This is a genomic window from Shewanella sp. Sh95 (assembly GCF_001308045.1).
Lineage (GTDB): Bacteria > Pseudomonadota > Gammaproteobacteria > Enterobacterales > Shewanellaceae > Shewanella > Shewanella xiamenensis.
The window spans coordinates 22,455-36,294 of sequence record NZ_LGYY01000026.1; the positions used below are offsets into that span (position 1 = coordinate 22,455).

Consider the following 13,840-nt stretch of genomic DNA (forward strand, 5'->3'; position numbering starts at 1 on the left):
TATTGCTACAGTGTAAAGCGTTCGACAGAGCGGGTGAGCGAGTGGGCTAACTGAGTCACTTGGTCACTGCGTTTTGCCATATCCATTGCTTCATGGGCATTTTGATCTGCCGCGAAGGCGACCTCCCCCATACTGGACTCAATATGTCGGCTGTAATCGAGTTGTTGGTGGGCTGCTTGGGTAATTTGTAAACTCATCTCATTAATGGCACTGAGTGTGACTTCAATCTGTGCTATGGCATGGTGTAGTGTTTTACTTTGCTCCACACAGTCGTTGGCTTGTGTTTGCCCTGAGCTTATGGCCGTTGAGGCCGTGGTAGTTTCCTGCTGTAACGCTAAGATCATCTGTTGGATTTCGGCGGTTGAGGCTTGTGTCCTTGAGGCTAATGAGCGTACTTCATCGGCAACGACCGCAAAACCTCGACCATGTTCGCCAGCCCTTGCGGCTTCGATGGCGGCATTGAGTGCGAGTAGGTTAGTTTGTTCTGCAATGCTACTAATGGTGGTGAGAATCCCACCAATATTGTGGCTGTGTGCACTAAGGCGCGACATGATAGCGACAGAATCACTTAGCTTTGTGCTTAACTCCGCTATTTTGGCTTGATTATCGGCGGCAATAAGCTGTGCTTGTTGGCTATGTTTCGATGCTTGGGTGATTTCTGTTGCCGAACTACTGGCTTGTGCTGCAACAAGGTTAGAGCTGGTAAACATTTGTTCTGTTAAGGCTTTCGTGCCATTGATGCGCTCAATTTGTGCGGTAGCTGCATTAGCGATGTCTTGACCTTGCTGATGTGTTTGTGTGGCTGAATTATCTAAAGAGTGGGCGTCATTGCTGATATGGGTTAATAATTTAGCCAGATCATCACAAAGAGTATTCATATTATCAATAAGTACCCCAAATTCATCATTGTGACGTTTAGGTATTCTCTTGGATAAGTCTCCCCTTGCAATGTTTGCCAGAGCACTATTTGCCAAGGTGAGTGGTACTAACATGGCCCTTAGGGTAAAGAAGGATATTGAACTGACCATAAACACAAACATGGCCGCTAGTACAATGGCCAATGTTTGACCGCGTTGAATATCGTCATTTGCAATGTTTTGCAACAGACTAAAACGTCTGTCAGCTAGGGCTAATAATTTATCTAACGCAAGGGTATTGGCATTAAATTCTTGTTCCGTATTTTTAAAATGCTGTTCTGCTTGAGTGTGATTATCAACCACTTGCTGTTGTGCCAGATATAGCTCGCCTGGGGTTGAAAGTAACCGATTGAATATGGTGGCTTGTTGCTCAAAAATCTCCAGCAATCCTAGGGTATTTATCCCCGAAGCTTGTTGTTTTAAAAAGGTAAAGTTAGTACTTAGATTCCCTAGCAATAGGGCTATATCCTGTTTATGCGAGTTTATAGAATGAGAATCCTGAGCATGCGTTAGCTCTGACATTGTGTTGGTTAATGTGTAAAGCATATCGTCAATGCGGGTTCCTGTTCCGATTATCTCCTCCAAAAGTGCCGGATTATCGGGCAATGAGATCGTTTCTAAATCGATCATTGCATTACTTGCTTGCGTTTTTGCCTCAATAAACTGATTAAAAAGTGTTTGATAATGTTGTTTTGCTTGTTCGTTCGCGAGCTTAGCGCTAAACATATCTTGGCTTTGTTGCTGGTAGGCTTGGTAGCGTTTTTGAGCTTCATTCAGTGATGCTTGCATCTGGGGTTGGTCGCTAACCATCTGTTTCAGCTCGTTTTCAATACTTTGATATTTATGCTCTAGCGCATTGAATCCTTTTTGGCTTTGCATGAGCTCTGCGGTGTCATTTTGGCTATGGGCTAAAGTTGCAAGGCGCGACATTTTAACGAGCACAAGTTGTAAGTTATTGCTTTGCTTCTGAACTGGTATGGCGAGTGTCTCGATATTGCTATAACTGATTTGAACTTGATAGAGCGAATAGTAAAAGAAGCTATTGCCAGCTAAGAGCAGGATACCAATTGCGCTGAAGCTTAAGAGCATTTTTTGCTTGATACTGAGTGTTAACATTGAGTCATCGACCTTTTCGTCTATGATGTCAGCCAAATAAGGCGATAACATCGCGTGGACAAGGGAAGAATACGCCGTAGTACAAGTACTTAGTTGCTTGTTTTTATTGGGGTATAAAAATAAGTGTAGCAGAGAGTTGTCAGAGTAAAGTCTTAACGAAGAAGGCTTGGATAATTATGTTGTCCCGCTGATGTTTAAAGGAGCGTTAATGAAAACGGTGATGTTAGAAAATAAGGCTATTGCTCCCAGCAAAATCCTTTGTATTGGGCGTAATTATGTTGACCATATCCATGAGCTTGGCAATGAAATCCCCGATGATATGGTGGTGTTTTTTAAGCCTAATTCGGCCATCAGTACTCAATTAAATTCCCAGCATCTTGGTGAGACGCTGCACTATGAAACCGAGCTGTGTTTTTTGTATCAGCAGGGGCGCTTTAGCCATGTGGGCGTGGGGCTGGATCTGACTAAGCGGGAACTACAGAGCAAACTTAAGGCCAAGGGATTACCGTGGGAAAAAGCCAAAGCCTTTGATGGTGCAGCGCTTTTTAGCCCTTTTGTTGCGATTGATGATCCGAGCGCGCAATTTCAATTTAGCTTAAGTATTGATGGGGTGTTAACCCAACAAGGCTATATTGATTTAATGATCTATCCGCCGCAAACCATTTTGTCTGAGTTGCAACGCTTTACTCGTTTAGAAGATGGCGACATTGTGATGACGGGCACCCCAAAAGGCGTCGGCATCATTCCACCGAATCGCGTCTTTAAGGTGACCTTAGGATTAAAGGATGCGTCACACCAAGTGCCCTTGGTCGAATGTGAATGGCAAAGTCGGTGATGCAATGACAGCGCACTCTGCATCGGCTCATCAGGCGGCAACTGAGCAGGCAATCAAACCCCTTTGGCAATATTTGCTCGCTTTAGGGGCGGAGCCTGATCACTTAGCACTGCTGCTCACCCAAGCAAGGGCGCTTTCATGTCAGCCCGGGGAGTGCTTATTACCCCAAGGCGAGCACCAAACCTTTGCCTACTTTGTGGTGGATGGCATAGTGCGTGCTTGCCACTATACACAAGAGGGGAGTGAGCGCTGTAAGGAGTTTTACTTCGAAGGAGAGCTTTGTTTCTTATATAGCAGCTGGCTAAAGCAGGATGTTGCGCCCTATCAGTTAGAAACCGTCGGTGCTTGCAGGTTAGTGCAAATACCACTTGCTGTGCTAAATGAGCCATTTATGCAACAGGTACAACTTGCGCTACTTAAACAACAGTTATTGTATAAAGAACAAAAAGAAGCCTTTTTACTCCTCAATACGCCAGAGCAGCGTTACTTACATTTACTCGAATATTTTCCCCTCTGGGTTGAGCGCTTAACCCATGCCCAACTGGCTAATTATATTGGTATTACCGCCATTAGCTTGTCGCGTATCCGTAAACGTTTACAAGATTCGCCGTAAAATTGCCTGCCAATTAACTTAAGTTAATGCGCCTAAAAGTGATTCCCTTCATGCTCCTTAGCGATTGCTAATCCAAGCAAATCCGTTTGTTGTTGGGCGACGTCTAAGCCTATACCGAACTTTTAAGGAGCCTATTGTGGATGCTTTTACTCTGTCGCAATTGTTGGTGGCCATTGCCATCGTATTTGACGTGATATCGTTTCAATTTAAAGCGCGCGAACGCATTGTCGCTTGCTTATTTATGTCGGGGATCTTGATTTCAATCCACTTTTGCTTTTTAGCACAATGGACTGCGGCGGGATTGATGGGGATTGCCACAGTGCGTTATCTCACCAGTATTTTTACTACGTCTAAAAAGGCCATGTGGGGTTTTAGCGGGGCAGCGGTACTGATGAGTAGCTTGACCTTCAGCGGGCTTGTGAGTGTGATCAGTTGTATCGGTACACTATTTCAAACCCGTGCGGCATTTTGTCAACGTGATAAAGACTTGCGGCTACTGATGATAGTCGGCACCAGTTTTTGGTTAGTCCACAATATCTTAGTAGGCTCGCCAGTGGCGGTCTTAATGGAAATGTTGTTTATTGGCAGCAATTTAGTGGGATATTATCGCCATTATTTTCGTGGACAATTGCACTCGTCCAAAAGGAAGGCTTAGATACCTGCTACGGCCTCCATGTCTAGCTCGATATCGGTACAGCCTTTGGGGCAGAAAATACCTGCTGCCTGTTCGGCTTTAGCTGTCTCCGGCAAGATGACTTTGAGGGTTTGATTGCAGCTTGGACATTGCACTGGTTTGCCCTTAAAGACGCGCTTAATTAAGTTTTTTTGTTCATTAAACGAGTGTGCCGTGGTTTGGTTTAACACGGCAAATGGGCTAGTAGAGGCATTGGTCATTGGCAATTAAATCCTTAATACTCGATCGTTGTTCAAGACTGCTGGTGTCGTTTAAGCCAAGGAATTATAGCCCGATTGCGAACATTAATGAAAAGGCTGAATCATATATATGCCAGCATGGGTTAACTTGCTGAACTTGTGCTGACTAAAGCAAAAATATGCGATTTTGGCCTTGTAGAAAGAGCGATTTTTTGATGCTATCAGCAAGGCTGGTTTTGCCATCAGCGCAAATGATACAGCACTTAGGCTATTGGGGGAGAAAATGAGTATGTTTGTTAAAGTCACCATCGCGGCGACAGTCCTAGTGCTGAGTATTCTTGCCGTGGGAGTTTATCGCTTTAACATGACCAATGATGATATTTACATGGTCATGGAAGATGGCCAAGTGTTGCAATACGATGAGGCCATGGCGCAGGCTGATGCTAAGGCAAAAGCCCAAGAAGCCATATTATTAAGCAGTGAAGATGCGCTTGAATCTGTGGTACCCAGTGAAGTCAAGCCCGTTGCTAATGCCTCGGAAGTGATGCTTAAGCTGTTTAGTTTAAATACCGCTAATAAATTTGAAGTGAGCTTACCGGACAGCCACAAAGCCGTAGTGTTAACCCACTTTATTAACGTTAAACAAACGGAGTTTGCTATTGGGGATTATCAGGATGGCGAGGCTAAAGGCCGAGTGTTATTAGATTATTTACGAGTTACTCCGCTTAATTTTGACCCCGCTTTAGAGCCTGATACCCAAAGTGATGCGCCATTACAGGATGATCCACAGCAGCAAACCATGCCCTTTGTGGCGCCTTTTATTGTGACTAACCAAGGTTCAGGTGTGTTCTGGTATCTCGGCTTGTTTAGCCTAGATTATGGCCAAAATCGTGTGCAGCACTTAGGCAGTGTATTTATTGGCGATCGTATTGAGGTCGATAATATTGAACCTGTTTATCCCTTTGAATCCCCATTTAAAGTAGCTGTTACTTACCGTGAGAGGGCGGCTGAACAACCCATGACAACACCGCCAACTGTAATTAAAACCCTTAAAATCGGTGTCAGTGAATCAGAAATCAAAGCGCTGCATTAGGTTTAGAGCGGGGCTTATGCTAAGTTAATTTTACCTCAGCTGCGGCTGAGGTATTTATTTCATCTAGCGGCCGGAAAGCGAAGGTTTTGGCATAAAGCATAAAATTAAAACAAGGAGCGTGTTATGGAAATGACCAAAGTCACAGGCAAATTTGATGTTAAGCTCAATCCCGAGAATGCCTATGCCACAGGTGTGGGCGGTGTGAACTTGGGCAGAATGACTTTAGATAAAACCTTTTATGGTGAGCTAGAGGCCCGCAGCCAAGGCGAAATGCTCAGTGCTATGACCGCGGTAAAAGGCTCAGCGGGTTATGTGGCAATTGAACAAGTCGTGGGTAAACTGTGCGGCAGACAGGGCAGTTTTGTGCTGCAACATTTTGGCATTATGACCGATGGGCAAAACCGCTTACACCTTGAGGTCGTTCCCCATTCTGGCGCGGGTGAACTCACAGGGCTCTACGGTACTATGGCGATAAGCATTGAAAACGGTCAACATTTTTATGAATTTAGCTTCTGCTTTGAACAGGAAGCCTAAGGCATGATTAACATAACATCGCGCCGATAAAACAAAACCAGCCGAAGCTGGTTTTGTGGTTTTTGCCCGAGTGACTAATACCAACAGCTGAGTTATCAAGGGTTGAATTAGCAAGGGCGGAATGTCAGGACCATTATGAGGTTTTGACTTTGATCTTATCGACGACTTTTTTCACATCATCGGTATTTTTGGCAATGGTCAGTGCTAATTGACGCTCGGCATCGCTGGCCACTTCACCCTGTAAGGTCACCACGCCATCGGCAACATCTACATTAATTTGGGTGCCCGAAACGTCGGTCGAGAACAACAGGCGGGTTTTCACCACAGTTGCGACCTTAGAGTCGGTTAAGGTCTTCACTACCTCACTGGTGCTCTCGTTTTCATTCATCACGGTTAATTTGTTTTCAACCCCTTTTACCCCATCCAAGCTTTTGATCAGCTCCGCTGCGAGCGCCTTATCGACACTGCTTTCCACTTTACCGGTTAAGGTGACATGGCCGTTTTTCACGTCGGTCATAATGTCAAAGGAGTTGAGGTTAGTATTAAGCAACAAAGTCGTTTCGGCCTTGCCATCGAGCCAAGCATCTTTGGCATCGTCTTTCCAATCCTGTGCGGCGGTCACATTTAAGCTGATAGAACCGACAAGCAAGGTGGTTAAGGCTAAAGTTGTCGTGTTTTTCATAATGATATCCTCCGTTGTTATCTCGAAGGGACTAAAGCGTGAATCGTGCCAATATTTTTATCTTATTGATTTTAAATTGATTATATTTGTTTTCGGCTCGTTTCGACTGTTAAATCAAAAAGCAAGCTCGGTGCTTTTTACCGACAAAATGTAAATATTACCGAGGGTGATAAAGCGATTGGGCTTAATCAAGATAGGCGTTAAGAATCGCCAGATCGCAGGCAACAAAAACGCGGCTCAGTTGGCCGCGTTATTGGCTGGCATTGCTGCCTTACAGGGCTTGGCTATGCAGGTGTAAGGTATCCAAATAGATTTGTAGCCAAGCAATATCCTCGGCCAATTGGCTGATTAACCTTGGGTGATTGGCTTTTTTAATTAACTGTTTGAGGTGGTTAAGGCGCTGACGCTCAAGCTCGCAGAGCACTGTGAGGGCATCGGCGAGTTGCTGTTTAATAAGTAAAGCATCGACATCGGCATAGGGCCGAGTCTGCGACGGCGGCACTGAGTGCGGGCCTATGTGCTGGCCCATTTGTTGTAATGATTGGGTGAGCAATTGCTTAAATCGCGCCAGCATCCCTTGATACGTCTTGATTTGGGCAATAAAAATGCGTTTTAGGCTGTAGTCATCGACAGTGTTATTGGCCCGAGTATAAAAATCCACGCCGGTTTGCGTCAGCTCGATTAACTCATTAACCAGCTTAATATCGGCGCTCAGCTCGGTCTGATGTTGCGCAACATTAGACGTCATAACGACCTCCTGTGGTAGTTTGGGCAGATCCGCCGACACGGATTGCCCACATTTTCATGGAAATATCAGTTTCATTCAGCTTCTATGCATATTTCGTTCACTTTTTAATGATAAGTTAATGGTTTGATTTAAATGATGATATTTATCCATTGTCGCCAGTAGGCCGACTATTGTCGGCAACTCTTACCGTTAAGATTGTTAAAGTTTCACAGCTGGCATACAGTGATTCCTTATTCACAGGGAGTGGCACAAGATGATCCGACCAACGCTTTTCTATCATCTACAGGACGTCGAAACCGAGCAGGCATTAGTGAAGCTCGAAGGCGCACAGACCTACAACAAGCTACGCAGTAGCGATGATTTATCTTGGATTAGTCAGCTGGAGGCCAATCGTATCGATGTAGCGATCATTGAGCTGCCCCGTCTTAGCCGTGAAGATTACTTAGCCTTACTCGAGTCCAGCGCCATTGCGGATGTGGAGTTTATTTTCCTCTCCGACGGCCTGCCGAATCCTCACCTCGATACACTCTTGTCCAAATACGCGGGCTACCATTTCCGTAAGCCCATCGATATGTCCTTGCTGTGCGAAACCTTAGCCGATTTTGCCCAGCATCTGGTTGCCAATACCTCGACGCGCATTCGTCCCTATGCTAGCGAGTTAGACCAATATGGTTTGCTGGTGGGCTCCTCGTTACCTATGCACCGTTTGTATCGCACTATCCGCCGCGTGTCGGCCGCCGAGAGCAATGTGTTGATTATCGGTGAGAGTGGCGCGGGTAAAGAACTGGTCGCCAATACCATTCACTTAGCCAGCCCGCGGGTGAATAAGCCCTATATTGCGATTAACTGTGGCGCCTTGAGCCCAGAATTGGTCGATAGTGAACTCTTCGGCCATATTAAAGGCGCCTTCACCGGCGCGACTCGCGATCACCAAGGGGTATTTGAGCAGGCCGAAGGCGGCACCTTATTCCTCGATGAAGTCACCGAAATGCCGCTCGAACATCAAGTTAAGCTATTAAGAGTGCTCGAAAATAATGAATATCGTCCCGTCGGTAGCCCTAAGGTGCTCAAGGCCAATGTGCGCATTGTGGCGGCGACAAACCGCGATCCTTTAGTGGCGATTGAGCAAGGACAACTGCGGGAAGATTTGTACTTTCGTTTAGCGCATTTCCCCATTCAAGTGCCGCCATTGCGGGAGCGCGGGGAAGATATAGTCGGACTTGCGAAGCATTTTCTGGCCTATCGCAATGCGGCGGAAAAACAGAGCAAAGTGTTCTCGTCCTCAAGTTTAGAGGCGATTGCGGCCCACGCTTGGCCGGGGAATGTGCGCGAGTTAAAGCATGCTATTGAGCGCGCTTATATTCTGGCGGACCATGAGATTACCCCTGAGCATTTACAGCTGACGCCCAGTGCGGAAAAAGAGACGACTGCGGAGGAAAATGTGGTGATCCCCCAAGGTATGCGCCTTGAGGAGCTGGAAAAAATCGCCATTTACCAAGCGCTTGAAACGAGTCAGGGCAATAAAACCGACACCGCCGAGCAGCTTGGGATCAGCGTTAAAACTCTTTATAACAAGCTCAGTAAATATGAGCAGGAGTCAGACGTTCAAACCGTTGTTGCTGATACCGTTAGCGAAGATCCCGTTAGCAATAGCGTCGCCAAGTAGTAACCTACTTTAAATGCCTGAAAATAAGCTAATGCATTGATTCAACTTTTAATGCAGCTTTTGATTCAGCGGTTGATTTTGAATGTGTTAGCTTATTTTGACTCTGACTGCGGTTCAGCATTTTGCACTTGATAGGGCACAAACACCTTCAAAGAGGCGGGTAGGATATCGATATTGAGTTCCTCCGGCTCACAAATCTCGCCATCAATCACATACTTGCATTGGGGCTGACTGCTGATCTTTACCTTTTTCGCGTGGGCGTGTTTTACTTTGCCCGTGTTGCCCGTGTTGCCCGTGTTGCCCGTGTTGCCCGTGTTGCCCGTGTTGCCCGTGTTGCCCGTGTTGCCCGTGTTGCCCGTGTTGGCCGTGTTGCCCGTGGCCGCAGAGTCGCTATTGGCGGCCTCTTTAATCCAGCCGATAAAAGCCAGTTCAGCCAGACTGATAAGCTGTTCATTCGGCTCATTGTTTGAATCTAACCAAGTGATATCCAACAAGCCGTCGGTCATATTGGGTTCGCCCTTACCTTGGGCGAGTAAGCTGGTAAAAGGTGCGGCATTGGCAACCACTAGGCTGTAGGTTTGCACTGTCATTGGGGCTTGGTCATCTAAACTCAGCTGCAACTCGAGGTTGGTGTCGGTATTCACCGCGCGCCACAAACCATCGAGGTAGGCGAGTTGGCCGAGGGCATTTTTACGCTCGCGGCTCGCCGACTCTATCATTTGCTGTTCAAACCCAATGCCGACCAGCAGTAACACCAGTCGCTCATTACAACGCGCCGTGTCTATGGTCTGTGTCTGGCCTTGGATAATATTATCAAGGGCTTGGGAGACGGCATTGAGCTTACTGCTTAAACCAAAGAGGGCGTGTGACAGGGCATTGGTGGTGCCTAACGGGATAATGCCTAAGGTGATATCTGTGTCGATAATCTCCGCCGCGACCTCAGTGACTGTGCCATCGCCCCCGCAAGCGATGATGATATCGGCGCCCTGAAGCCGTGCTTTTTTCGCTTGGGTTTGGGCGCTAATCTCTGGCGTGGTGAGCGCTAACTGCACCTCAAAATAGCGTTTCAGCTCAGTGCAAATTTGTTCGCCATGGCTCTGCCATTTACCCGCGCCAGAGACGGGATTGGCGATAATCCAGGCGCGCTTATGCAGTTTGATTTCCCCTTGAGTGTACATCTGCTCCAGCGCTTTAAGTTGCCAGCGATTTAACCCTGCGGTTTTACGAATGCTTTTAATCTGTTGCAGCACCTCGGCAAAACTGAGTTCGGGACGGCGGCATACAAGATAAGCGGCCAGCACCATTACGGAGCGCCCGCGGCCGAGCGCACAGTGGATTAATACCCGCTTTTGGGCGCGTACTTGGCGATGTAACCAGTTAATCGCCTGATTTAATTGGGCGCTAGTCGGCACGCTGTGGTCAAGAATAGGGATATTCAGATAGTCGATATGATCCTCATACAGGGACACATCGAGGCCGTCGAATTCGGCGGTGACATCTAAAATGGCGGAAATGCCATAACGATTCAGTTTAGGTAAATCGGCAGCGCTTAAGCGGCTACCCAAGTATAGATATTTATCAATGGCTTGCATTGAAGGCACGCTATCGCGGCGCCGTGCCCAGAGATTATAGAGTCGGCATCCTAATAAAAATGGAATAAAGCCCCAACGGATATACCAAGGGATGGAGCCATCCTGACGTTTTCTAAAAATACTGGCGAGATTAAACCAATAGGCCGAGCCGACAAGGGCGAGGGATAGGCTGCTCCATGCCCAAATAAAGGTGAGGATAGGGGAGTGCCCCGTTACGGCGAAATAGCCAAATAACAGCGCTCCGAACAGGTAGAAATACTTAATGTGGATCCTACTCAGCATTGGCATCTCCTCCATCGATAAGCGGCGAGCCTCAGGGAAACCCACTTTATCGTGACCAATAGCTGTCACGATAAAGTGGTTCGGTGGTACTCAATTGAACTGTGGTTATCCTGATAGGCTCGTTTGTGGGACTCACTACTCGCTGTCATCCGTTTTAGCAGCGGGTATCTTTCGCTTTAACGCCTTCTTTCAGTTCTTCACAGGCATCTTCAATTGCATTGCCGGTATCAGTGATGGCTTCATCGATTTTTTCGCCTGCATCCTCGGCGTGGTTATCGCTACAGGCTGACAGTCCAAAGGTTAATAATAAGGCTAAAAATGCAGTGGTAATCATGGTCATAGGTTTCATATCGATTCTCCTTTTATCTAATTTAAGCGCGTGGTGCCTTGCCCTTAAGGGCGTTGACCAGCAGGGAAATCACAAGTAATACAATAAATAGGAAGAAAATAATCTTTGCGATCCCCGCTGCGGCGCCAGCGATCCCCGTAAATCCAAACAGTCCGGCGATAATGGCCACAACCAGAAACATTAAGGTCCAACCTAACATTGCCGCCTCCTTTGTCTTATTTCGGTTTTCTGTCTTCTTTCACTCTGCATGTTTACGTCGAGTGAGCTAGTTGCTGAGGGAGTTGAATAAGCTGGTTACGTCTTACATCCCGTTATCACTCAATCCCGCAATAAACTCACAAAGGAGATATTGCGAGCTTAATGCCAACTTTGAAATTATTGACTAATCTGCTGATTATTAGTGTATTTTTTAAATTATGTGTTGGCGGTAGGATTGGCTGATATAAGTGAGATAGGCAATTTTTACCTGCGATTCGGTAAGAGTTGCAGTGGGGAAATCGAGGGAAAATCGCGTCCATCAAAGTTCGTTTCTGTAATCCATTTTAAAATCAGGTCGTATGTATTTGATAGTTTGTAGGCGAGCATTGTCACGGCAGTGGACATCGGAAAAAGGGATTTTTCCGTTGAGCCCTCAAGGACGGGTTTACGGCGTGCCACTGAAGTGACAATGAAGAGCGGAAACTGAATTCCAACCAGCTTTTTGCATTATTTATTCAATTGATTGAAAACAACCATGCCGAGCGGAAGCTGAACCCGTAATCGAACCAAAGATGAAACCCCAAAATTTAACCCAAAAAAAGCGGGTTAAGTTTTCACTTAACCCGCTCGATAAGGTTTAGCAAAGCGAATTAGCAGCGTTGCAGTGGTTTCCAGCGTTGCAGGCTGACTGGAATGCTTACTCCTTGGGATAACAACAGGTTAATCCGTGCTTGGTAGGCGGCGCCCTGCATTAAATGTTTCGCCAAATCCACCGCATTGCGCTCACGGTAATCATCTAAATAACTGCCTTTGGCCCAGGCATTAAAGGCGCCGAGGGCGGGACCAGCCCAGATTTGGTAATCCATTTCGCGGCCAACTTCACCCGTATTCGACCAGCGGCTCGAAAGACCCAAATACCAACGGAAAATCAGTGCCATTTTGCGTTTTGGGTTATCCAGCGCGCGTTCAATTTGCTTAGGATCGCGTTCATTAAAGTGTGCCACAGTACCTGCCCAAATCTCATCTAATGAGGCGCGAAATACTTGCTCTTCCAGCTTTTGTCTTTCCTCTGCCGGAATCGCCTCAATCGAGTCGTAGCGGGTATAAATCTCATAGAGTTTGTTGGCGCGCATTGGGAATAGAGTGCCGCGCTTAACTACTTGTAACTTAACACCCATTTCAAACATATCGGCGGCGGGCGCCATAGTCACATCGGCCATTTCAGTGGTGGCGAGTAACTTACGGGTATGTTCGCTAGCTCCTGCCTCAACACAGGCTTGGTTGATTGAGCCCGTGACAATATAGGCTGCGCCCATATTGAAGGTCGCCAGCGCCGCATCGGGCGTGCCGATACCACCACCTGCGCCCACTCGGATCGGCGTTTTGTATTGGTACTTGGCTTGAATAGTATCTTTGAGTGCCAAAATGGTCGGCAATAACGTGACCAGAGGACGATTGTCGGTATGACCGCCTGAGTCGGCTTCGGCGGTAATGTCATCGGCCATAGGCACAGATTGCGCCATTAGCATTTGGTCTTCGCTGATAAGCCCTTCGTTCACTAATTGTTGCAGCATCTTAACGGGGGCGGGCTCCATAAACTTGGTGGCCACCTCGGTACGGCTGATTTTCGCAATCACTTTGTTGCCAATCACTATCTCGCCGTTGGCGTCGCGACTCAGGCCCGCGGCGCGGTAATAGACGATTTGCGGTGTTAAGCCCAAAAAGGCCGAGGCTTCAACCGTACGTACTTGATGTTTAAGGAAGAGTTCGACACTGCCACGCTCAAGCGCTGGCTCGCTCGGGCTGTGAATGAGGTTAAAGGCGTAGGGACCATTGGGCAATACCGCTTGAATGCGTTTAATCGCGGCTTCAACGCGCGATGGAATTAACCCCGCCGCGCCAAAGGAGCACAGAATGCCTGCCTGACCAAGAGCGATAACTAACTCTTCCGAGGCGATACCGTTGGCCATGGCGCCCGCGTAGTAAGCGTATTTTACCCCATGCACGCGGCGAAAATTACTGTCGCCCAAGCTTTGGGTGCCAAGGGCGGGGGCGAAGGCACTCACCGGATGCAAACCATTGCTTTTGTGTAAACCATTGCAGGGTTGAGCTTCTGCAAGACCGACCACCTCGGCGCTTTGGGCAATGCCTAGGCCTTTTTCGGCATGATTGACTAAGTAACAGGCTTGATTGAGATCTTTAAGTTTTTTGCCAAGGGAATCGATATCGAAACTGATGGCGGCTTCATCAACCTGCCATGGCCAAGGACTGAGTTTTTTATTATCGAGAGAGTTATTATCGAGTGTGGTATTCGTCATTTGGGCTTTTCACTTTTAGGTGTT

The 13,840-nt window shown here is 47.1% G+C and carries 14 protein-coding genes; 6 read left to right on the plus strand and 8 right to left on the minus strand.

Annotated elements, in window-relative coordinates; translation table 11 throughout:
- Window positions 1–5 precede the first annotated feature (5 nt).
- On the minus strand, window positions 6–2,033 hold the full coding sequence (locus AEA42_RS02130) for a methyl-accepting chemotaxis protein (protein WP_055646838.1): 2,028 nt from the start codon (window positions 2,031–2,033) through the stop codon (window positions 6–8).
- A gap of 208 nt (window positions 2,034–2,241) precedes the next feature.
- Between AEA42_RS02130 and AEA42_RS02135 the strand changes: the two genes are divergently transcribed.
- From AEA42_RS02135 to AEA42_RS02145, 3 genes are all read left to right on the plus strand, one after another.
- Complete coding sequence (locus AEA42_RS02135) at window positions 2,242–2,868, plus strand: fumarylacetoacetate hydrolase family protein (RefSeq protein ID WP_055646825.1); 627 nt, start codon at window positions 2,242–2,244, stop codon at window positions 2,866–2,868.
- A 4-nt stretch (window positions 2,869–2,872) separates the two neighbouring features.
- Window positions 2,873–3,481: a Crp/Fnr family transcriptional regulator gene (locus tag AEA42_RS02140; protein WP_055646839.1), complete on the plus strand. Its 609-nt coding sequence runs from the start codon at window positions 2,873–2,875 to the stop codon at window positions 3,479–3,481.
- Between the two features lie 136 nt (window positions 3,482–3,617).
- A complete protein-coding gene (locus AEA42_RS02145) occupies window positions 3,618–4,136 on the plus strand; it encodes a YgjV family protein (RefSeq protein WP_055646826.1) in 519 nt (172 codons plus the stop codon).
- Here the strand turns inward: AEA42_RS02145 and AEA42_RS02150 are convergent.
- A complete protein-coding gene (locus AEA42_RS02150) occupies window positions 4,133–4,375 on the minus strand; it encodes a hypothetical protein (RefSeq protein ID WP_055646827.1) in 243 nt (80 codons plus the stop codon). The two genes, AEA42_RS02145 and AEA42_RS02150, sit on opposite strands and share 4 nt — an antisense overlap.
- A gap of 262 nt (window positions 4,376–4,637) precedes the next feature.
- Between AEA42_RS02150 and AEA42_RS02155 the strand changes: the two genes are divergently transcribed.
- Both AEA42_RS02155 and AEA42_RS02160 read left to right on the plus strand, forming a co-directional pair.
- On the plus strand, window positions 4,638–5,447 hold the full coding sequence (locus AEA42_RS02155) for a hypothetical protein (RefSeq protein ID WP_055646828.1): 810 nt from the start codon (window positions 4,638–4,640) through the stop codon (window positions 5,445–5,447).
- Window positions 5,448–5,570: 123 nt separating this feature from the next.
- On the plus strand, window positions 5,571–5,981 hold the full coding sequence (locus AEA42_RS02160; RefSeq protein ID WP_047536299.1) for a DUF3224 domain-containing protein: 411 nt from the start codon (window positions 5,571–5,573) through the stop codon (window positions 5,979–5,981).
- Between the two features lie 133 nt (window positions 5,982–6,114).
- On the opposite strand, the gene AEA42_RS02165 is transcribed toward AEA42_RS02160, so the two are convergent.
- Both AEA42_RS02165 and AEA42_RS02170 read right to left on the minus strand, forming a co-directional pair.
- A complete protein-coding gene (locus tag AEA42_RS02165; RefSeq protein WP_037425750.1) occupies window positions 6,115–6,663 on the minus strand; it encodes a BON domain-containing protein in 549 nt (182 codons plus the stop codon).
- Between the two features lie 271 nt (window positions 6,664–6,934).
- Window positions 6,935–7,411, minus strand: a complete 477-nt coding sequence (locus tag AEA42_RS02170; protein WP_055646829.1) for a hypothetical protein — start codon at window positions 7,409–7,411, stop codon at window positions 6,935–6,937.
- Window positions 7,412–7,664: 253 nt separating this feature from the next.
- On the opposite strand from AEA42_RS02170, the gene AEA42_RS02175 reads away from it, so the two are divergent.
- Window positions 7,665–9,077 (plus strand): sigma-54 dependent transcriptional regulator, encoded by a 1,413-nt coding sequence (locus AEA42_RS02175; RefSeq protein WP_055646830.1) that lies wholly within the window; start codon window positions 7,665–7,667, stop codon window positions 9,075–9,077.
- A 92-nt stretch (window positions 9,078–9,169) separates the two neighbouring features.
- Here the strand turns inward: AEA42_RS02175 and AEA42_RS02180 are convergent, their stop codons facing one another.
- From AEA42_RS02180 to pfaD, 4 genes are all read right to left on the minus strand, one after another.
- Window positions 9,170–10,951 (minus strand): diacylglycerol kinase family protein, encoded by a 1,782-nt coding sequence (locus AEA42_RS02180; RefSeq protein WP_055646831.1) that lies wholly within the window; start codon window positions 10,949–10,951, stop codon window positions 9,170–9,172.
- A gap of 154 nt (window positions 10,952–11,105) precedes the next feature.
- Window positions 11,106–11,300 carry a hypothetical protein gene (locus AEA42_RS02185; protein ID WP_011623423.1) on the minus strand — a complete coding sequence of 65 codons (195 nt, stop codon included), beginning with the start codon at window positions 11,298–11,300 and terminating at the stop codon, window positions 11,106–11,108.
- Between the two features lie 22 nt (window positions 11,301–11,322).
- On the minus strand, window positions 11,323–11,499 hold the full coding sequence (locus AEA42_RS21655) for a DUF1328 domain-containing protein (RefSeq protein WP_011626732.1): 177 nt from the start codon (window positions 11,497–11,499) through the stop codon (window positions 11,323–11,325).
- Window positions 11,500–12,148: 649 nt separating this feature from the next.
- Window positions 12,149–13,816, minus strand: coding sequence for an eicosapentaenoate synthase subunit PfaD (gene pfaD / locus AEA42_RS02190; protein WP_055646832.1), 1,668 nt, complete (start codon window positions 13,814–13,816; stop codon window positions 12,149–12,151).
- Window positions 13,817–13,840 lie beyond the last annotated feature (24 nt).